The organism is Pseudomonas sp. I8001, from assembly GCF_013385345.1.
Taxonomy (GTDB): Bacteria; Pseudomonadota; Gammaproteobacteria; order Pseudomonadales; family Pseudomonadaceae; genus Aquipseudomonas.
In genome coordinates, this window is the sequence record NZ_JACAQC010000047.1 from 1 (window position 1) to 19,568 (window position 19,568).

A 19,568-nucleotide genomic window follows, 5' to 3' on the forward strand; every position below is an offset into this window, starting at 1 on the left:
GAGTGAGGGAACGCCGAGCCTAGGCGAGGCGCCGACAGGCGGGGCAGAGCGCTTTGGTTACTTTGCCGCTTTTGCAAAGTGACTCGCTGTAAGAGCGAAACCATAGGTGGCCGTTACCTGAATAACGGATATGTACCCACCTCAAACCAGCACAAAACGTCACACCCAATGATGAATCGGCCACCCAGCCTGCTCAGCATGCGCCCGCAAAACCGGATCCGGGTTCACCACCTGCGGGTTCTCCACCTTCAGCAACAGCGGCAAATCATTGCGCGAATCCGAATAGAAGTACGCCCCATCAAGGTGCTCACCTTCCTGCTCCAGCCATTCCATCAGGCGAGTGATCTTGCCTTCGCGGTACGTCAGTACACCTGTGGTCTTGCCGCTGTACACCCCATGGGCGACGTCCAGCTCAATCCCCAGCACTTCATCAATGCCGATACGCGCCGCAATCGGCTTGACCAGGTGCGTCCCCGACGCCGAGATCACCAAAATCCGGTCACCATTCTTGCGGTGCTGTGCAATGGTACGGGTGGCTTCGCTGTAGATCAGCGGCTCGATAACGTCTTCCACCCACGGCTCTACAAGGTGCTCGATCTCTTCCGGCGTGCGGCCAATCATCGGCTCCAGGCTGAAGTCCATGAAATCTTCCATGGCCAGCTCGCCGCGGCTGTAGGCCGCCATCAGTTCGTCGTTCTTGCGCATGAACGACTCACCATCCACCCAGCCCAGGCGGCCCATCTGCTCGCTCCACAGGGTGGCGCAGTCGCCGTGGATCAGGGTGTCGTCCAGATCAAAAATTACCAATGCCATCTGTCACGCTCTCTCAAATAAATCGTGCGTCAGGCTACTTCACACAACGCACTTGGGTCGATGGAAAGTGCCAATCTCTGACCATCCGGGTGCAGATCGTCAGCCGAGCGGTTAAGCACATCCACCACCAATTCCACGCCCCGGGCTTCGATGCGGTAGCGAATCACGTTGCCCAACAGGCTGTGGCTGCGCACCAACGCATCCAGCTCACCGCTGCGGCTGAGCTCAATGGCCTCCGGGCGAATGGCGATGCGCCCGGTGACCGGGCGCTGCAACAGTTTGCTGGCCTTGTCGGCGTCCAGCAGGTTGTAGTTGCCGATAAAGCCGGCGGCGAACACATCCACCGGCGCGGTGTAGAGGGTCTCGGCATCGCCGCTCTGTACGATCTTGCCCTGGTTCATCAGGAAGATCCGGTCGGACATGGTCAGGGCTTCCTCCTGGTCATGGGTCACGAAGATGGTGGTCAGGCCCAGCTCACGCTGGATCTGGCGAATCTGTTCGCGCAGGTGCTTGCGAATCCGTGCATCGAGGGCCGACAACGGCTCGTCGAGCAACAGCAGGCGCGGGCGCGTCACCAGCGAGCGGGCGAGGGCCACGCGCTGGCACTGGCCGCCGGACATCTGGTGCGGGTAGCGGCCGGCGAGTTCTTTCAGCTCCACCAGTTGCAACACTTCCTGCACGCGTTTGTGGCTGTCGTCGGCATTGACCTTCTGCATGCGCAGGCCGAAGGCGACGTTCTGTTCCACGGTCATGTTGGGGAACAGCGCGTAGCTCTGGAACACCATGCCGATATGCCGTTTCTGTGGGCTCAGCGGGACGATGTCCTGGCCATCCAGCAGGATTTTCCCGCTGTCCACCGAGGTCAGGCCGGCGATGCAGCGCAGCAGGGTCGACTTGCCGCAGCCCGACGGGCCAAGCAGGGTGACGAATTCGCCCTTGGCGATTTCGCAGTTGATGTCACTGAATACCGGCGTGCCGGCGTAGCCTTTTTGCAGGTGTTGGACGCTGACGAAGCTCATTGGCTTTTGTCCTTGTTCAAGATGTTGGCGGCCCAGGTCAGCACCAGCACGAAGAAGAAATAGGAGATCACCAGGGCACTGGTGAAGTGGCCGCTGCTGTTACGCATATTGTTGAGGTACACCTGCAGGGTTTCGTAGCGGGTGCCCACCAGGATGTTGGCGAACACGAACTCGCCGAACAGGAACGAGAACGACAGCAGCAATGCCACCATCAAGCCCTTGCGCAGGTTCGGCAGCACCACCAGGAACGCCGCCTGGAAGGTGCTGGCACCGAGCAGTTGGGCGGCGTCCATCAGGTCCCGCAGGTTGATCGCTTGCAGGTTGTTGGTGATCGCCCGGTACATGAACGGCAGCGCCACGGTGAAGTAGCAACCGATCAGGATCCATGGCGTACCCACCATCGCAAATGGCCCCGAGCCGTAGAGCTGCAACAGCCCCACCGACGACACCACCGGCGGCACCGCGAAGGGCAGCAGGATCAAAATGTTCATCAGCGCGTCGAGTTTTGGAAAGTGGTAATGCACCACAAACAGCAGCGGCAGGATCAGCACCACCGACAAGATCAGCGCGCCAACGCACACCAGCAGCGACTGGCCGAAGGCATTCAGGAAGCGCGGGTCACTCCACAGCTGGATATACCATTTGAAGGTAAAGCCGGATGGCAGGATGGTCGCCGACCAACTGCTGGCGATGGAGTAGACCAGGGTGCCGAGCAACGGCAGCACCAGGATTGCAAACAACAGATACACCACTACGCGGTGGTAGAGGGCGGCCGAGCCAGGTTCAGCGCGAGACATGGTAGCTCCTCTTGAGCAGCAGTTGATGGACCACGGTCACCACCGTCATCAACGCCACCAGCACCACGGCCAGGGCACTGGCCATGTTCGGGTCCAGGGAAATATCGCCGGAGACCATCGCCGCGATGCGGATCGGCAGCACGTTGAAGTTGCCGGTGGTCAGCGCGTACACCGTGGCGTAGGCGCCGAGAGCGTTGGCCAGCAGGATCACGAAGGTGCCCAGCAGCGCCGGGGTCAGCACCGGCAGACCGATGTGCCGCCAGTACTGCCAGCCGTCCGCGCCGAGCAATGAAGCAGACTCGCGCCAGTCTTCACGCAGTGCATCAAAGGCCGGGTAGAGCAGCAACACGCCGAGGGGAATCTGGAAGTAGGTATAAAGGATGATCAGGCCGGTCTTGGAGTACAGGTTGAAGTCCTGAATGATCCCCGCCTGCTTGAGCATGATGGTGATGCTGCCGTTGAACCCCAGCAGGATGATGAAGGCGAAGGCCAGGGGTACGCCGGCAAAATTGCTGGTCATGTTGGCGAACGCGGTCACGAAATTGCGCAGCGGCCCGTCGACCCGGCGCAGCGAGTAGCTGCCGAGTACGGCGATGATGATCCCGAACACGCTGGAGTAGAAACTGATTTCCAGGCTGTACTGGATCGCCTGCATATAGAACTTCGAGCTGAAGATCTTGCTGAAGTTGGCCAGGCCCCAGCCGAACTCTTCGGACTGGACGCTGCTGATCATCACCCACACCAGCGGGGCGATTTCGAACACGATAAAGAAGATGGCGAAGGGCACCAAGCACAAGGCGGCCAGCCATTTGCCGCGGATCACTGAATTCACTTCAACAGCTCCCGGCATACAGGTTTGTCGTGGGGTACACCCAACAGCTCGCAGACGGTGCCGCACAGCTCGGTTTGTTTGGGCGTGGCGTGGGTGTCGAGGCTGAAGGCATCACCCAGCACAAACAGCGGCACTTCCCGTTCTTCCGGCAGCAGGCCGTTGTGGGAGCGGTCGTTGTTCATGCCGTGGTCGGCCGTCACCAGCACCTGGTAACCGGCGTCGAGCCAGCCTTGCAGGTAGTCGGCGAGGATGATGTCGGCCGAGCGCGCGCTGTTGCGGTATTGCGGGGTGTCGAGGCCGTGCTTGTGGCCGGCATCGTCGATGTTCATCGGGTGCACCACCAGGAAATTCGGCGCGTGTTTGAGGCGCAGGCTTTCGGCGTCGGCAAACAGGTGCGAGTCCGGGTAATGGTCATTCCAGTAGAAATGCCCGTGCTGGATCGCCAGGGCCGGGTCGCTGGTATGCCGATCCCGGGCGGCGATAAAGGGCGAGCGGTTATACAACTCGCTGACCCAGTGATACGCCGCCGCCGCCGTGGATAAACCGGCGTCGGTGGCGTAATGGAAAATGCTGCGCTGGTTGGACAGGCGCGAGACGTTGTTGTGGACGATGCCGCTCTCGATCGGCGGGACGCCGGTGAGGATGCATTCGTACAGTGGCCGGGACAGGGCCGGCAGTTCACATTCCAGTTTGTACAATGCTGCGCGTCCTGCGCCGACATAGGCCTGCAAGTGCCCCATGGCGTGTCGGGCAACCTCGTAATTCAGGCCGTCGAGCACGACAAGGATGACGTTGTGCTTCATAGGGGCTGGGGCTCCGCAACAAATAGGCTTGACTCGGTTTTTCGGTTGGAACACCGATCAAATGTGGGAGCTGGCTTGCCTGCGATAGCGGTGTGTCAGTCGACAATGCTGCTGAATGTCATACCGCTGTCGCAGGCAAGCCAGCTCCCACACTGACCGCGTTCCACTTGAACAGGCGTGTTAAGCCTTATTGCATATTGATGATGACTTCTTCCTGCCACTTCTGCGGCAGTGCCTTGGAGGTTTTCTCCCAAGCGTCGGCGTCCTTGATCGGCGTGACTTTCTTGTACTGCTCGTTAGGCAGCAGCTTGGCCTGTACGTCGGCTGGCAAGGTCAGGTGCTCGGCACGGATCGGCCGCGCATTGCCACGCGCCAGGTTGGTCTGGCCGGCGTCGCTGAAGATGTATTCGCGGGTCAGCTTGGCGGCGTTCGGGTGCTTGGCGTATTTGTTGATGATGGTGGTGTAGCCGGAAATCACCGAGCCGTCCGATGGGATCAGCACCACGTAGTCATCCGGGTTGGCCATCTTGGCCTTGTAGCTCAGGCCGTTGAAGTCCCAGACCACGCCCACTTCCACTTCGCCTTTTTCCATGGTGGCGATGGTTGGGTTGGCCAGCGACAGGCGGCCTTGCTTGGCGATGTCGGCGAACATCAGCAGCGCCGGCTGAATGTTCTTCTCGTCGCCACCGTTGGCCAGTGCGGCGGCGAGTACGCCGTTGGCCGCCTGGGCGGCGGTGCTCACGTCACCGATGGAAACCTTGTATTTGCCGGTCTTCAGGTCAGCCCAGCTTTTCGGAGCTTCGGAGCCGTGCAACAGCTTTTTGTTGACGATAAAGGCGATGGTGCCGGTGTAGGCCAGGGCCCAGTTACCGTCCTTGTCTTTCGCCCAATCCGGGACTTGTGCCCAGGTGGTCGGTTTGTACGGTTGGGTAACGCCCTGTTTCACCGCGATCGGGCCGAAGGCTGCACCCACGTCGCCGATGTCGGCGCTGGCGTTGTCTTTCTCTGCCGCAAACTTGGCGACTTCCTGGGCGGAGCTCATGTCGGTGTCGATGTGCTTGAGGCCGTAGGTCTTGGCCAGGTCGTCCCAGGTGCCTTTCCAGTTGGCCCAGTCATCGGGCATGCCGACGCTGTTGACGGCGCCTTCCGCTTTCGCGGCGGCTTCCAGGGTTTTTAGATCGGTATCAGCGGCCATGGCGGCGGTGCACATGGCAATGGTCGAGCCTAACAGTGATGCCAGGAAAAGCTGTTTCATCCGAAGCTCCTTTGGGCGTTTTCAACGCTGCGTTTTTATCGACGTTTGCGGTGGTGTTGGTCTAGGTCAGCAATACACGAGCCAATTTAGGCGTGGCGGATGACAGTTTCATGTCGATGTCGTTTTTTGTTGACCTGGACGGGGGATCACCGGGTAAGCGTAGACCATGCCCAACTGCCCGGAAGCCTTGGACTTGGCCGATGTATTGCAGGTCTTGTGGCAGGACGTCGCGAGGCGCTGTCATCTGTCGGTCATGTGCAATGCCTAGGCTTGCACGCAACAGCAGAGGCGCGTTTAGAGGGCGTTTTGTGCACCTGAATAGTGCTGGTCTAGTCCAGATAGGTAACGTTGATGCGTGATGAGGCAACCAAGGCGGTGACAACCATTGGCCTGGCGCTGCAAGAGCAGATCGACCATGGCTTGTTGGCGCCTGCCAGTAAGCTGCCGGCCGAGCGCAAGCTCAGCGAGTTGTTTGGTACCACCCGCATTACGGTGCGGGAAGCCTTGTTACAACTTGAGGCCCAAGGGCAGATTTATCGCGAGGAGCGGCGGGGGTGGTTTGTGTCACCGCCCAGGCTTGCCTATAACCTGATGCAGCGCAGTCATTTTCACGCGATGGTGAGTGCCCAGGGTCGGGTGCCGTCGACCGAGGTGATTTCGGCGCGGTTGCAGCCGGCTTCGGCGGCGGTGTGTGCGTGGTTGCAGTTGCCGGCGTTGTCCAGCGTGATTCAGATTTGCCGGGGGCGCAGGATTGATGGGCGGTTGGTGTTGTATGTGGAGCACTATCTGAACCCGCAGTATTTTCCGGGGATTCTGGGGTGTGATTTGAATCAGTCGATTACGGAGTTGTATGCGCGGGTGTATGACTTGCACTACGGGCGGGTGCGGTTTGAGATTGTGCCGACGTCATTGCAGGTTGAGGCTGCGGCGGCGTTGAGGGTGTCGGTGGGGAGCCCGGGGTTGCGGATTGCTCGGGTTAATTATGATCAGCATGAGCGGTTGATTGATTGTGATCTGGAGTTTTGGCGGCATGATGCGATTCATGTGGGGGTGGATGTGGTTTGACGTTTTGCCTGTGTGTATCCGTTATTTAGGTCACGGCGGCTTTTGGTTCCGCTCTCACAGCGGCTCACTTTTGAACAGCTGGAATGCCGGCCCAGCCCCAAGTAAGCACAGGGCTTTACCCCGATGACCTGGGTGTTAGAGCAAAAGCAGAGCCGCTGTATGTGGGAGCGGGCTTGCTCGCGAAAAACCTGAGGGCGCCGCGTTGAGTCAGGATACCCACGTCATCGTTAACGACCTTCGCGAGCAAGCCCGCTCCCACATTTGGATCGTGTCCGCCTTTGGGTTTGCTGTTGCTTCACCACACTTAAGCCCGAGCGAGGTGCAGAGTGGTGGGGCAAGAGCGGAACCCTAGGCGGCCGTTACCTGAATAACGGATATACCCTCAATCCCCCGCATTGGCATACAAATAATCCGTCGCCAACGAAGCCAGCGTCCGAACCCCAACCACCAACGCCGACTCATCCACAAAGAACCCCGGATTATGATTCGGCGCCGCCTTGCTCATGTCCTGATCCCTCGGCGTCACCCCCAGAAACACAAACAACCCTGGCGCTTCCTTGGCATAAAACGAGAAGTCCTCAGCCCCACCCACCAACGGGGCATTCACTACGTCGCCATTCGCCGCCCAACGCAAACTCGGCAGCATCTTTTCGGTCAGCGCCGGGTTGTTGATGGTCGGGTCGTACTTCTCAATGATCGTCACCTCAGCCTTCGCCCCACCACTCTCGGCGATTTTCTCTACGGTCTGCCGCACATCCGCATGCAGCTTCTGGCGAATGCCATAGTCGTAGGAGCGAATGGTCCCACTCATGTCCACCGACTCGGGAATGATGTTGTACCGCGTCCCTCCGTTGATGGTGCCAATACTCACCACCGCCGGAAACGAAGAAATGTCGGTACGCCGACTGACCACCGTCTGCAGCCCCACAATGGCCTGCGCCCCCACGGTAATCGGATCGATCCCATCCCACGGCCGCCCCGCATGGGTCTGCTTGCCCAGGATCTTGATCCGCAGGTCATCCGAGCTCGCCAGCGTCGGCCCCGGCCGATACGCAATCTGCCCCGCAGGCACCCCGGCCCACACATGCAGCCCAAAAACGGCATCCGGCTTGGGCGATTTCATCAGCCCTTCCTGCACCATCATCTTCGCGCCCCAAGTGTTTTTACCGTCGGGGATAAAGTCGCTCGGGCCTTCTTCAGCCGGCTGGAAATAAAACACCACGGTCCCAGGCAGACGATCGCGCATACCTGTAAGGATTTTCGCCGTGCTCAGCAGGATGGCGGTGTGGGCGTCGTGGCCGCAGGCGTGCATCACGTCGACTTCTTTATCGAGGTACACACCCTTGGCCTTCGAGGCGAAGGGCAGGCCGGAGACTTCCTTGACCGGCAGCGCATCCATGTCGGCGCGCAAGGCCACGGTCGGGCCGGGCAGGGCGCCCTTGAGGATGGCGACAACGCCCGTGCGCGCCACGCCAGTCTTGACCTCCAGCCCCATCTCCCGCAGTTGCTTGGCCACCAGCTCCGCGGTGCGATGTTCGGTATTGCCCAGTTCAGGATGGGCGTGGATGTCGCGCCGGGTTTCTAGCAAGGCCGGTTCCAGTACTTTGGCCTGGGCGGCGATGGTTTCGCGGGCACTGTCCTGGCCGCTGCTGGCGGCGATGACCGCGCTGCTGGCGACACCGCACAGCAGGCCGAATACCCATTGGTGTGTAAGACCGGTCAAACGCATAAGGACTCTCCATGATTATTGTTGTTGATCCTGACGTCGTCCGGGCAGCGCTTATTCTTTCTCTTGCACGCCTCCCGCCGCTGTCACCACTTGCACGCTCAAGCGTGGGGTGGCCAGGTCCAGCCCGGCTTCATCGAGGTGACGCTTGAGCGACAGGTTGAACGCCCGCGAAACCTCCCACTGCTTGATCGGCGCGGTCTTGAAGCGGGCGCGAAGAATCGCACTGCCGGACTCGAAACTTTCTACACCCTGAATCTCCAGCGGCGACCAGATATTGCGCCGCTGCAACGGGTCGTTGCGCATCTTCTGCCCGACGTCGCGCATCAGCTTGATGGCGTCGTCGATTTCCATGTTGTAGGGAATCGCCACCCGGAAGATCGCGTAGCCGAACTCCCGGGAGTAGTTCTTGATGCTTTTGATTTCACTGAACGGGATCGTATGCACGATGCCGTCGATGTCCCGCAGGCGCACGGTACGGATGGTCAACCCTTCGACCGTCCCCAGGTGGCCGCCGACATCCACGTAGTCATCAATTGCCAGGGAGTCTTCGATAATGATGAACAGGCCGGTGATCAAATCCGCCACCAGCGACTGTGCACCAAAACCGATGGCCAGGCCGATCACACCGGCACCCGCCAGCAGCGGCGTGACGTTCATGCCCATGTTCGCCAGGGCGACGATGGCGGCAATGATGAAGATGGTCACGAACAGCACGTTGCGAATCAACGGCATCATCGTCTGCGCACGCGCATTGGCCAGGCCTTTGCGCGAGCGGGTGAGGGCGTGGTGGATCGCGGTGTCGCTGAGGATCCAGATCAGCCAGGCAAACAGCAATGTGCCGGCAAGGCCGAACAGCTTGACGCTGATTTCATGCCCGTCGCCTTCGGTAAAGCGGATCAGCGACAGGCCCCAGACCCGCAGGCCGAGTTCGATAAACACCAGCCACACCACCAGGTGGGCGAGGGTGTAGACGAAGCTTTTCAGGCGCTCGGAGTACAGCGCATGGCGCTTGTGCCCACGCTGCGGCTTGAGTGAATGGCGGCGCACCAGGCCGTTGATCACCATGCACAGCACCAGCAACACCGTGCACAACAACGACTGGCGCAGGGCGGTGCTGGTGTCGCCGGCGGAGACGAAGGTGGCGAACAGCGAGATGCCCACCAGCAGCAACGCCGGCAGGTACCAGAAGGTGCCGACGATTTCGATAGTGTCACTCAGGGCGCGGCGGGTCAGGCGGCGGGACAGCGGCTGGTTGCGGATCAGGTGCGCAATCGGCCGGCGGAATCGCAGGATGAACACACCGGTGGACAGCGCGGCCATGACATTGGCGATGGTCGCGGCGACATGGGACAGGTGCTGGCCCAGGCTCTCGGCCAGGCGCGGGTCGCTGACGGCTTCGCCAAAGGCGGCAAAGCTGCCGATCAGCCATAACGGCCGGAAGGCCTGGTGGCGCAGGATGTACAACGCGCGGTGACGGTGCGGGCCGTCGAGTACGGAAAAGGCGACCACGCAGATCGCCGAGAAGCAGGTGCCCACCACCAGCGCATAGGCCAGCACCATCGCCAGGGATTTGCCGAGGGACGAGGGCAGTGCGTAACTCATGTAGACGGTGATCACCAACGCGATCAGCCACGGGCCGAGCTTGCGCAGGGCAAAGCGCAGCAGGTCCCAGGTCTTGGGGTGTTGCGGCAGTTCTTCGGTCAGGCCGAAGCGCTCGCGCACCCGGTGGCTGAGCCAGATCAGGATCGCGGCCAGCAGGCTCCAGAGCATCAGGATCATGGCAAAGGCAAAGATGATCGGCAGCCATTCGCTGGCCGGCAGCATCAGTGCGGTGAGTTCATCCTTGGCCTGGTCAAACTCGTTGGACCAGCGATTGAGCGGGCTGTCGGCACCGGAGAATTGTTGCTCCAGGCTCGACAGCGTGCCGCCGATCAAACCGAGCACACCCAGTTCGGCGGCGGGCTGGGCCTTTTGCGTGGTCTCACGAAGCTTTTTCAGGTCGCTCAGCAGCTTGGTGCGCTGCTGGTCGTTTTCCAGGGTCTTGATCACCTCGTCCAGGGACTGGCCCAACGGGACGTCGGCTTGTGGCTGGGTTTTGGTGTTGCTGCCCAGCAGCCCTGGCAGGCTCACGGCGTGGGCAGGCGCCATGGGCAGCAGGGTCAGCAGGCAGAAAAGCAGGCAACAGGGCAGGGCAAACAGACGGGCAAGCACGAGGCGGTCAACCTTAAAAACGACGAATTGACCGAGTGTACGAGGCCGTCATGTGCAATGCGAGTGAGATTGTCATTCGGCGAGTTTGGCGAGGATCTTGTAAACCACGGTGCCGAGGATCAGCAGCATGCCGATCCACATGCCGAACACACCGATGGGTTTGTCGCGGAAGTTGAAGCCGATGGCCAGGAGGATCATGCCGGTCAGGATGGGGATAAGCATGGAGTGGAAGGCGGACATGGTGATCATGGTGCGACGGCCTTGTCGGGTGGGAATAGGTATAAGTCTAGGTCGATTTCGCCAAGTGCGAGTTGATCCGTGTCAGAAACGCTACAAAACCCGGTTAATTTCTACATCCGATGGCTTTTTTTCGATTGGCCACGGTCAACATCCCTCAGGAACCTTAAACCCAGGAGCATTCATCCATGAGCACACCCAAGGCACTGTTGATTCTGCACGGCAAGCAAGCCCTCAACGAGCAGGTGCGGGCGGCGGTGCAGGGCAAGCGCGAGCAGGGCTGGGAGCTGGCCGTACGGGTGACGTGGGAGGGTGGCGATGCCCAGCGGTTTGTCGATCAGGCCCTTGCCGATGGCTACACGCGGCTGATCGCCGGCGGCGGTGACGGCACCCTGCGGGATGTGGCCGAGGCCATGGCCCGGGCCAAGACCGAGGCCAGCCTGGTGCTGATGCCCCTCGGTACCGCCAACGATTTTGCCCGCGCCGCCGGTGTGCCGCTGGAGCCCGAGCAGGCCCTGGACCTGCTGGATGTACCGGCCCGTGCCATCGACCTGGGCGAAGTAGGCGGGCAGATCTTCCTGAATATGGCCACCGGTGGTTTTGGCAGCCAGGTCACCGCCAACACCTCCGAAGACTTGAAGAAAGTCCTCGGTGGCGCGGCGTATCTGTTTACCGGCCTGTCACGCTTCAGCGAGTTGCGCGCGGCCTACGGTGAATTGCAGGGCCCTGACTTTCACTGGCGCGGCGAGCTGCTGGCCCTGGGCATCGGCAACGGGCGCCAGGCCGGTGGTGGCCACGTGCTGTGCCCCGGCGCCCTGGCCGATGATGGTTTGTTGGATATCAGCATCTTGCCGGCGCCGCAGGAAGTGGTCGGCACCCTGCGCAACCTGATGACGGACGGCTGGGGCCTGGACAATATGTTTGTGCGGGCGCGCTTGCCGTGGGTCGAAATCAAGGTCGCCGAAGGGCTGGCGATCAACCTCGACGGCGAACCACTCCAGGGTGACGACTTGCACTTCTCGGCCTTGCCCCAGGCACTGCGGGTGCATCTGCCGGAGGACTCACCGTTGCTGACTAATCGTCAAGGCTGATGATCTGTTCGCGCACTGCGAACAGCACCAGGCCCGCCACGTCGAAAATCTGCAGGCGCTTCATGATCTGCGAGCGGTGGGCTTCCACGGTCTTGATGCTCAGACCCAGGCCATTGGCGATTTCACGGGTGGACTTGCCGCGCACGATCAACCGCAGGATTTCCAACTGGCGTGCCGTCAGGTTGTGGCTGTGGGGCGGCGGGTTGACCTGGGCCTGATTGCGGATCAGCGCCTGGTTGATCACCGTATGGGCGATTGCCGGGCTGAGGTAGCGTTCGTTGTTGCGCAACGCCAGCAGCGCGTGCTCCAGCTCATTGGCCGTGGTGTCCTTGAGCAGGTAGCCATGGGCGCCGGACTCCAGCGCGCACATGATCAGCTCCGGGTCGGTGTGCATCGACAGGATCAGCACCTTGCTCTTCGGATAGGCGCGCTTGAGGTCTTTCAATGCATCGAGCCCGCCGGTGTGCTTCATCGACAGGTCAAGCAGCACGATGTCGGGTTGCAGCGCGTCAAACCGCTCCAGCAACTGCGCGCCGTCGCTCGCTTCACCGATCACCGCGTAGCCGGGAATATCCATGACCAGCGCACGCACGCCGGCCCTGATCAGGGAGTGGTCATCCACCAGGAGTAAGTTGCACGTCACTCTAGAACCTTATGGGGGTTGGCCCGTTCGAGGGCGCGGGGCGCCCAGGGGAAAAGCGCTTCGATCCTCGTCCCGGAGCCTGGCTGGCTATTGACCGACAATGTGCCTCCCAGTTGATCAATCCGCTCGGACATCCCGGCCATGCCCCGCTGGCCTTCCTGGGCGGGGTTGATGGCGGGCGAAAAGCCCTGGCCGTCATCGCTGATAAACAGTGACAGGCCTTCGGGCAGGCGTTGCAGGCGTACCAGCAGGTTACGTGCCTGGGCATGGCGCAGCATATTGGTGACGGCTTCCTGGGTAATGCGAAAGGCGGCAACAGCCATCTCTTCCGGGATGCCGGTCAGCCGTTGATGGCATTCCAGGCTCCAGCTTACCCGGGTGTTTTCCAGGGTCTTGAGCAGATGCGCCCGCAGGCTCGCCTCAAGGCCCAGGCTCGCCAGTTGCCGGGGGTTGAGGATGGCCGACACGTCCTGCACCTTGGCCAGGGTTTCGTTGAGGGTGTTGCACAGCACCGCACAGTGGCCCTGCAGGTTTTCCGGAAGACGGCGCTTGAGCCATTCACTTTGCAGCTTGGCGGCGGTCAACAGTTGGCCGATATCGTCGTGCAGTTCGCGGCTGAGGCGATGACGTTCGTTTTCCTGGACCTGCAACAGACGGTCGGCCAACTCCTGGGGCTGGAACTTGATGGACTTGCGTGAGCGCCACTGTTGCAAGCCCACCACCAGCAGGGTGGCCAGGTTCACTGACAACAGCGCCAGGGGAAGATCGGCCGAGTGTGCATAAGCCCACAGGCTGAGCAGGCACGCGCACAGGCATAGCGCGAGGGTTATCCAGCGTGCATTGCTTCGGGACACGGACCTTGCGATGAGTGACTTCAGGCTGGCGTACATAGGAGGCGCATTTCACGTTTATATGCATCATGAAGTTGAGTCACTTCGAGCGGGGCATGGTACCACCACTATTACCGTTGGTCGCCTGGCGCCGAGCGGGATGAGGCGTATTAATCACGGCAGCGTCCCGGAAGGTAGTCCCGGAGTTCAACGAGTGGGGAAGTTGTATCATTGAAGTTGTTTTGTATCAGTATTGTCGTTAGTGGCTTATTGATATTTTTCTGCTAACGACGTCGTGATGCATAAATAGTTGTGGTGTCGTTTTTAGATAATCAGGCAATTGAATGCGACATTTTTTGTCGCTTGAATGCGAAGAAGCCTCAAATAGCGTAAGGCCTGTGTTGTTGCTTATAGCCGAAATCGCTTTGGGGGATGTGTTGGACAACGGTGGCGATCAACACGGTTTGTTCCGTTTCATCCAGGCCGAGCTTGCCGGTTTTTGTATCGATCAACTCCAGTTGCCAGGCCAGCAGGGTGAGGCAGTTGTGCAGTGCATCAAGTGCTTCGTCATGCAGTTGCAGGGGGCTGGCGGCGTTGCTGATCAGGTACTGGATATGCCGTGAGAACTCGCTGATCGCCCTCAGGGCCAGGGCTTCGGATTTTTCCGCGAGCTTGATCAGGTTGGTTTTCATGCAGTCGATCGCGTCACTGTCGTTGCGGATCAAATGCAGGTGGCTCAAGCATTCTTCAGACTTGGCCAGCAACATTTCCGCCTCGAGGAGGAACTCGGGAAGTGCAAGTTGCCACTCTTTGCCGTCGTTCATCACACAAGTCTCCAGAACATACGATCGGATGATGAGATGTTGCACCGGTTGAATGGCGTAAAACTACCGCTGAAATATGACGAATATCTGTAGGCCCGTTCCGACTTTTCAGTAGGAAATTTATTTGAATGACGGCCGTCGTCCGAGTACCCCACAATTTCCAGGGGCATTCGCACAACTTCTTTGGGTGCCAGTACATAAGTCACTGGATGATCCGTTGGCCGTGGGCTTGCGATAGCAAACAAAAGCCTGACTCCATTCATGCAATGAGAATGGCGTCACATTAATGGCTATTAGATATCGCGAATATCAGGTTGGTCCTGATTGTGGATAGGGGAATCCCTTACATAGCGGAACCTCGCGCAGACTTTGCGGTCACGCGGCGGTGGTGATGGGCCTTGCGTTGAAGCGGGTTCAGTAAAGCATGATGTCAGTGTGACATCAATGGATTTGCATGGCATTTTAGTGGGGGTCAAGGTCCGGCGTTTGCCGCCGATAACCTGCTTCAGTGACCAGCACTATCCATCCGCTAAACCCCAGGAGTCTTTAATGGCCGGCATTCTCGACACGGTAGATCAACGCACACAATTGGTGGGTGAGAATCGCCTGGAGATCCTCATGTTTCGCCTGGCCGGGCGGCAGCTGTTCGCGATCAACGTGTTCAAGGTGCAGGAAGTGCTGCAACTGCCCAAGTTGACCCTGATGCCCCAGCGCCACCCGTTTGTCTGCGGCGTGGTCAACCTGCGTGGGCAGACGTTGCCGGTGATCGACCTGTCCCAGGCGATTGGCATGCGTCCGCTGATTCCGGGCCCCAACAGCACCATTATCGTCACCGAGTACAACCGCTCGGTGCAGGCGTTCCTGGTGGGCGGCGTCGACCGCATCGTCAACATGAACTGGGAGGCGATCCTGCCGCCGCCGGCAAGTGCCGGGCGCCAGCATTACCTGACGGCCATCAGCAAGGTCGATGACCAGTTGGTGGAAATCATCGACGTGGAAAAAGTCCTCGCCGAAATCGTGCCCTACAACGCCAAGGTTTCCCGCGAGAAACTTGAAGACCCGGTGCTGGAACGCGCCCGCGGCCGCGAAGTGCTGCTGGTGGATGACTCCAACGTCGCCCTCTCGCAACTGCGTGACACCCTCGGACAGTTGGGGGTGAAGATGCACATTGCCAGCGACGGCCTCAAGGCACTGAACATGCTCAAGGCCTGGGCCGACAGTGGCCAGGTGATGACCGACAAGCTGTTGATGATCTTCACCGACGCCGAAATGCCCGAGATGGACGGCTACCGCCTGACCACCGAGATTCGCAACGACCCGCGCCTGCGCAGCCTGTACGTGGTGCTGCATACGTCGTTGTCCGGCAGCTTCAACGACTCGATGGTGAAGAAGGTCGGTTGCGACAACTTCCTCTCCAAGTTCCAGCCCGACAAGTTGGTGGACGTGGTGCGTCAGCGCCTGATGCTGGACGAAGTCCCGGCTTGAGCTTAGGGTGACGGCTTTGTCCCTCAGGAATGCAGGCCCATGCTTCGTCTCAGCGCGTTGTACCGATACCCCTTGAAGTCCGGCAAGGGTGAATCCTTGCAGCAGATCGGCCTGGACACACTCGGGCTCGACGGGGATCGACGCTGGATGTTGGTGGACGAGGCCAGCGGGCGTTTCCTGACCCAGCGCGCCGTGGCCAGGATGAGCCAGCTCTCGGCGCTGTGGAACAGCGCCGGTGGCCTGACCTTGAGCGCCGAGGGCCAACCTGCGCTTGACGTGCCACTACCCGGCAGCGATGCCGAGTTGCGCGGCGTGACCATCTGGCGCGACACCTTGCGCGTGCCGGATGCCGGTGACGAGGCAGGCGCCTGGCTCAGCGAATTCATCGGCAAGCCCACGCGGCTGGTGCAAGTGCCGCTGTCCCGTGCGCGCACGACCGAGGCCGGCTACGGCAAGGATGATGACAAGGTCGCGTTTGCCGATGGCTTTCCGTTGCTGCTGATCGGCCAGGCGTCCCTGGATGACCTGTCCCAGCGTATCGGTCGGCCCATGGAGATGCTGCGTTTTCGCCCCAACCTGGTGATCGAGGGCAGCGAAGCCTTTGCCGAAGACGGCTGGAAGCGGATACGGATCGGTGACGTGGAGTTTCGCGTGGTCAAGTCCTGCTCACGCTGCATCCTCACCACCATCGACCCGGCGAGTGGCGAGCGCAGTGCCGACCGCGAACCGCTGGCCACGCTCAAGACCTACCGCGAGCAAGAGGGCGATGTGATGTTTGGGCAGAACCTGGTCAACGATGGGGTGGGCCGCCTGGAAGTCGGCATGCCGGTGACGATCCTGGAGTAAGCAGCCCTGAAATGAAAAATGCCCGTCTCTCGCGAGACGGGCATTTTTTTCGGTTATCGAACGTTTAGCCGCGGTATTCGCACAGGTAGGCGGTGTCGACCGCCACCTTCAGCTGGAACTTGCTGTTGGCTGGCACGTTGAACTGGCTGCCGGCGGCGAAGGTTTCCCAGTCGGTGCTGTCTGGCAGCTTGACGGTCAGTGCGCCCGATACCACGTGCATGATTTCACGCTGGGCAGTGCCGAACTCGTATTCACCCGGGGCCATGACGCCGATGGTCGCCGGACCTTCTGCAGTGCCGAAAGCGATCGACTTGACGGTGCCGTCGAAGTACTCGTTGACTTTAAACATGGGCGAATCCTCGGAAAAGGGTCAAGAAAGGTCGGCCAGTATGCCTTCTACACGGGCAAAATCAACGGCAGCAGCCGTGCGGTATTGCGTGCATCTTCCAGCGCCCGATGCTGTTGGCCGTGGAACTGCATGCCGGCCAGTTGCAGCGCGCCGTTGAGCCCCAGCGGCTTGTCCAGGCGCCGGGCCTTGGCGAAGCGTTGCTTGAGGTTCACGTGGGGCGTCTGGCCCAGCACGCTGCTCAAGCCATGGCGCTGCCACTCCAGTTCCAGTTGCTGGCGGTCGTAGTCACCCCAGCTCGCCCAGCCTTCCAGGCGTGCCTGGTGCTGGCCAAGCCAGCGTTCGAACAGCGGCCACACCTCGATCAACGGCGCGGCAGCGTCGATATTCGCCTGGGTGATGTGGGTCAACTGGCGGCAGAACGGCGTCAGCAGCGGCCTGCGCAATGGCCGCACGAAACGCTGGAAATGGTCCAGTTCACGGCCCTGGCGGTTGACCAGGCTCACACCGATTTCGATGATTTCCATCTCGGTCACGGGCCAGCCGCCTTCATCCGTTGTGGCTTCAAGATCAATAATCAGCCAATGAGGCATCGCAGGTTCCCGTACTCTTCCCGTCCTGATGGGGATAGAGCGTAGCCAAGCCTGCTAGTTCCGCCCAGGGCTTACTCGATCTCCAGCAAAATCTGACGGTTCCTGACCTGATCGCCTGCAACCGCCTGGATTCGCTTGACCACGCCACTCATGCCGGCCTTGAGTGGGTGCTCCATTTTCATCGCTTCCAGCACCAGCAACAGCTGGCCCTTGCTGACCGAATCGCCTTCGCTGACCCGTACTTCGACAATTGCCCCATCCATCGGCGCCTTGACCGTGCCGTTGCCGGCCTCGGCCTGGCGGGTGGCGACGGTTTGGGTTCGATCATTGATGCACACGCCGGGCAACCAGAGCCGGGTGCCTTGCAGGTGGTAGGCAATGCGACGGCGAATGCCGTTGAGAACGGCGGTGGCCCAGCGTCCGTCGGTGGAGAGGTCGCGTATTTCGATGGCGTGCTGATCAATCTCGACTTGCAGGCAATTGTCCGCCAGCACACTGAGGCTGATGGTCCGGGGCTCGTCGTGTTCGGCCAATTGCCAGGTCCAGGGTACGCTGGCGTTGTTGCGCCAGCCGGATAATGGCTGGGTGTGAGCGCTGGCGCTGTGTTGGTAAAACAGCGCGGCGGCCAGGGCCAGCTCTTCGTTGGTCGCGTGGGGACGCGGGATGTCGCTGAAGTGTTCGGCAATAAAGCCGGTGCTGAAATCGCCGGCGATGAAGTGTGGATGCTTGAGCAGGCTGGCCAGCAGGCGCTGGTTGGTGGGCACGCCGAGCAGCACGCAGTCTTCCACGGCCCTGACCAGCTTGCGCCGGGCCTCTTCGCGGGTGGCGCCGTGGGCGATGATCTTGCCCAGCATCGAGTCGTAGAACGGGGTGATGCGCTGGCCTTCCAGCACGCCATGATCGATGCGCACACCTGGCGCCGGGTCCCAGCGCAGTACGTCGCCGGTTTGCGGGAGGAAGCCCTGGGCCGGGTCTTCGGCGTACAGGCGCACTTCCATGGCGTGACCGGTGAGGGTCACTTGTTCCTGACTCAGGGGCAAAGGTTGGCCGGCGGCGATGTGCAGTTGCCAGGCGACGAGGTCGAGGCCGGTGATCAGTTCGGTGACCGGGTGTTCGACCTGCAGGCGGGTGTTCATTTCCAGGAAGTAGAAATTGCCGTCGCGGTCGAGCAGGAACTCCACCGTGCCGGCGCCGACGTAATTGACGGCGCGCGCGGCCTTGAGGGCGGCTTCGCCCATGGCTTGGCGCAGCTTGGGGGTCATGACGGGGCAGGGGGCTTCTTCGATGACTTTTTGATGGCGGCGCTGGACCGAGCAGTCGCGTTCGCCGAGGTAGATCAGGTTGCCGTGGGTGTCGCCGAACAGTTGGATTTCGACGTGGCGGGGGGCGATCAGGGCTTGTTCGAGGATGAGTTCGGCGCTGCCGAAGGCGTTTTGTGCTTCGGAGCGGGCGGTGCGCAGGTGTTCCAGCAGGGTGTCGGGGTTGTGTACCAGGCGCATGCCGCGGCCGCCGCCGCCGGCGCTGGCCTTGATCATCAGTGGGTAGCCGATGTGGGTGGCTTGTTGTTGCAGGGTTGGGTCGTCCTGGTCGGGGCCTTGGTAGCCCTTGATGCAGGGGACGCCGGCGTTGAGCATGGCGATTTTTGAGAGGCGTTTGCTGCCCATCAGGTCGATGGCTTCGGGGCTGGGGCCGATGAAGGTGAGGCCGGCGTTTGCGCAGGCTCGGGCGAAGTCGGGGTTTTCGGAGAGGAAGCCGTAGCCGGGGTGGATGGCGTCGGCGCCGGTGCGGTGGGCTGCGTTGAGGATGGCTTCGATGTTCAGGTAGGACTGGGTGACGGGGGCGGGGCCGATGTTGATGGCTTCGTCGGCCATCTGGACGTGCAGGGCGTCGGTGTCGGCTTCGCTATAGATCGCTACGGTGCGGTAGCCCAGGGATTGGGCGGTGCGCTGGATGCGGCAGGCGATTTCGCCACGGTTGGCTATGAGGATTTTGTTGAACATGAGTGACCCCTTGGGTTGGCGTTTACCGTGTACATATCCATTCCTGCGGTAACGGCTGCTATTGGTTCCGCTCTTACAGCGGCTCACTTTTGAAAAGCGCAAAAGTAAGCAAAACGCTCTTGCCCCACCACTCGGCACCTCGCCTAGGC

Annotated in this window: 18 protein-coding genes and 1 pseudogene; 4 read left to right on the forward strand and 15 right to left on the reverse strand. The window is 60.7% G+C overall.

The window, feature by feature from the left end; genetic code table 11:
* Positions 1-159: 159 nt before the first annotated feature.
* The 6 genes from HX839_RS26635 to HX839_RS26660 form a co-directional block, all read right to left on the reverse strand.
* Entirely contained in the window at positions 160-813 is a 654-nt protein-coding gene (locus HX839_RS26635) for an HAD family phosphatase (protein ID WP_102369617.1), read from the reverse strand.
* A gap of 29 nt (positions 814-842) precedes the next feature.
* Entirely contained in the window at positions 843-1,832 is a 990-nt protein-coding gene (locus tag HX839_RS26640; RefSeq protein ID WP_177023415.1) for an ABC transporter ATP-binding protein, read from the reverse strand.
* Entirely contained in the window at positions 1,829-2,629 is an 801-nt protein-coding gene (locus HX839_RS26645; RefSeq protein ID WP_003219747.1) for an ABC transporter permease, read from the reverse strand. Before HX839_RS26645 ends, HX839_RS26640 begins: the two co-directional genes overlap by 4 nt.
* Positions 2,616-3,461 carry an ABC transporter permease subunit gene (locus tag HX839_RS26650; protein ID WP_003219748.1) on the reverse strand — a complete coding sequence of 282 codons (846 nt, stop codon included), beginning with the start codon at positions 3,459-3,461 and terminating at the stop codon, positions 2,616-2,618. The genes HX839_RS26645 and HX839_RS26650 overlap by 14 nt, the downstream gene beginning before the upstream one ends.
* The gene (locus HX839_RS26655) at positions 3,458-4,264 is read right to left on the reverse strand and encodes an alkaline phosphatase family protein (protein ID WP_102606234.1); all 807 of its coding nucleotides are present in this window, start codon (positions 4,262-4,264) and stop codon (positions 3,458-3,460) included. The genes HX839_RS26650 and HX839_RS26655 overlap by 4 nt, the downstream gene beginning before the upstream one ends.
* Before the next feature lie 187 nt (positions 4,265-4,451).
* Positions 4,452-5,519, reverse strand: a complete 1,068-nt coding sequence (locus HX839_RS26660) for an ABC transporter substrate-binding protein (RefSeq protein ID WP_003219752.1) — start codon at positions 5,517-5,519, stop codon at positions 4,452-4,454.
* A gap of 351 nt (positions 5,520-5,870) precedes the next feature.
* Here HX839_RS26660 and HX839_RS26665 point away from each other — a divergent pair, with 351 nt between their 5' ends.
* A complete protein-coding gene (locus tag HX839_RS26665) occupies positions 5,871-6,584 on the forward strand; it encodes a UTRA domain-containing protein (protein ID WP_003219754.1) in 714 nt (237 codons plus the stop codon).
* Positions 6,585-6,966: 382 nt separating this feature from the next.
* On the opposite strand, the gene HX839_RS26670 is transcribed toward HX839_RS26665, so the two are convergent.
* The 3 genes from HX839_RS26670 to HX839_RS26680 form a co-directional block, all read right to left on the reverse strand.
* Positions 6,967-8,313 (reverse strand): amidohydrolase, encoded by a 1,347-nt coding sequence (locus HX839_RS26670; RefSeq protein WP_177067965.1) that lies wholly within the window; start codon positions 8,311-8,313, stop codon positions 6,967-6,969.
* Between the two features lie 51 nt (positions 8,314-8,364).
* Positions 8,365-10,524: a mechanosensitive ion channel family protein gene (locus HX839_RS26675; protein ID WP_003219758.1), complete on the reverse strand. Its 2,160-nt coding sequence runs from the start codon at positions 10,522-10,524 to the stop codon at positions 8,365-8,367.
* A 72-nt stretch (positions 10,525-10,596) separates the two neighbouring features.
* Entirely contained in the window at positions 10,597-10,773 is a 177-nt protein-coding gene (locus HX839_RS26680; RefSeq protein WP_003219760.1) for a hypothetical protein, read from the reverse strand.
* A 176-nt stretch (positions 10,774-10,949) separates the two neighbouring features.
* Between HX839_RS26680 and yegS the strand changes: the two are divergent.
* Positions 10,950-11,874: pseudogene (yegS, locus tag HX839_RS26685) on the forward strand (lipid kinase YegS); the annotation flags it as partial.
* On the opposite strand, the gene HX839_RS26690 reads toward yegS, so the two are convergent.
* From HX839_RS26690 to HX839_RS26700, 3 genes are all read right to left on the reverse strand, one after another.
* Positions 11,836-12,495, reverse strand: a complete 660-nt coding sequence (locus HX839_RS26690; RefSeq protein WP_003219763.1) for a response regulator transcription factor — start codon at positions 12,493-12,495, stop codon at positions 11,836-11,838. The pseudogene yegS and the gene HX839_RS26690 overlap by 39 nt on opposite strands.
* Positions 12,492-13,385, reverse strand: a complete 894-nt coding sequence (locus tag HX839_RS26695; protein WP_003219766.1) for a sensor histidine kinase — start codon at positions 13,383-13,385, stop codon at positions 12,492-12,494. Before HX839_RS26695 ends, HX839_RS26690 begins: the two co-directional genes overlap by 4 nt.
* Before the next feature lie 320 nt (positions 13,386-13,705).
* Entirely contained in the window at positions 13,706-14,149 is a 444-nt protein-coding gene (locus HX839_RS26700; RefSeq protein ID WP_003219767.1) for a hypothetical protein, read from the reverse strand.
* 549 nt (positions 14,150-14,698) lie between these two features.
* Here HX839_RS26700 and HX839_RS26705 point away from each other — a divergent pair.
* Positions 14,699-15,634, forward strand: coding sequence for a chemotaxis protein CheV (locus tag HX839_RS26705; protein WP_008430676.1), 936 nt, complete (start codon positions 14,699-14,701; stop codon positions 15,632-15,634).
* Positions 15,635-15,673: 39 nt separating this feature from the next.
* Positions 15,674-16,480, forward strand: a complete 807-nt coding sequence (locus HX839_RS26710) for an MOSC domain-containing protein (protein WP_003219772.1) — start codon at positions 15,674-15,676, stop codon at positions 16,478-16,480.
* Between the two features lie 64 nt (positions 16,481-16,544).
* Here the strand turns inward: HX839_RS26710 and HX839_RS26715 are convergent, their stop codons facing one another.
* The 3 genes from HX839_RS26715 to HX839_RS26725 form a co-directional block, all read right to left on the reverse strand.
* Positions 16,545-16,829, reverse strand: coding sequence for a pyrimidine/purine nucleoside phosphorylase (locus tag HX839_RS26715; protein ID WP_003183665.1), 285 nt, complete (start codon positions 16,827-16,829; stop codon positions 16,545-16,547).
* 47 nt (positions 16,830-16,876) lie between these two features.
* Positions 16,877-17,419 (reverse strand): exonuclease domain-containing protein, encoded by a 543-nt coding sequence (locus tag HX839_RS26720; RefSeq protein ID WP_003219774.1) that lies wholly within the window; start codon positions 17,417-17,419, stop codon positions 16,877-16,879.
* A 71-nt stretch (positions 17,420-17,490) separates the two neighbouring features.
* Positions 17,491-19,419 (reverse strand): acetyl/propionyl/methylcrotonyl-CoA carboxylase subunit alpha, encoded by a 1,929-nt coding sequence (locus tag HX839_RS26725; protein WP_177067966.1) that lies wholly within the window; start codon positions 19,417-19,419, stop codon positions 17,491-17,493.
* Positions 19,420-19,568 lie beyond the last annotated feature (149 nt).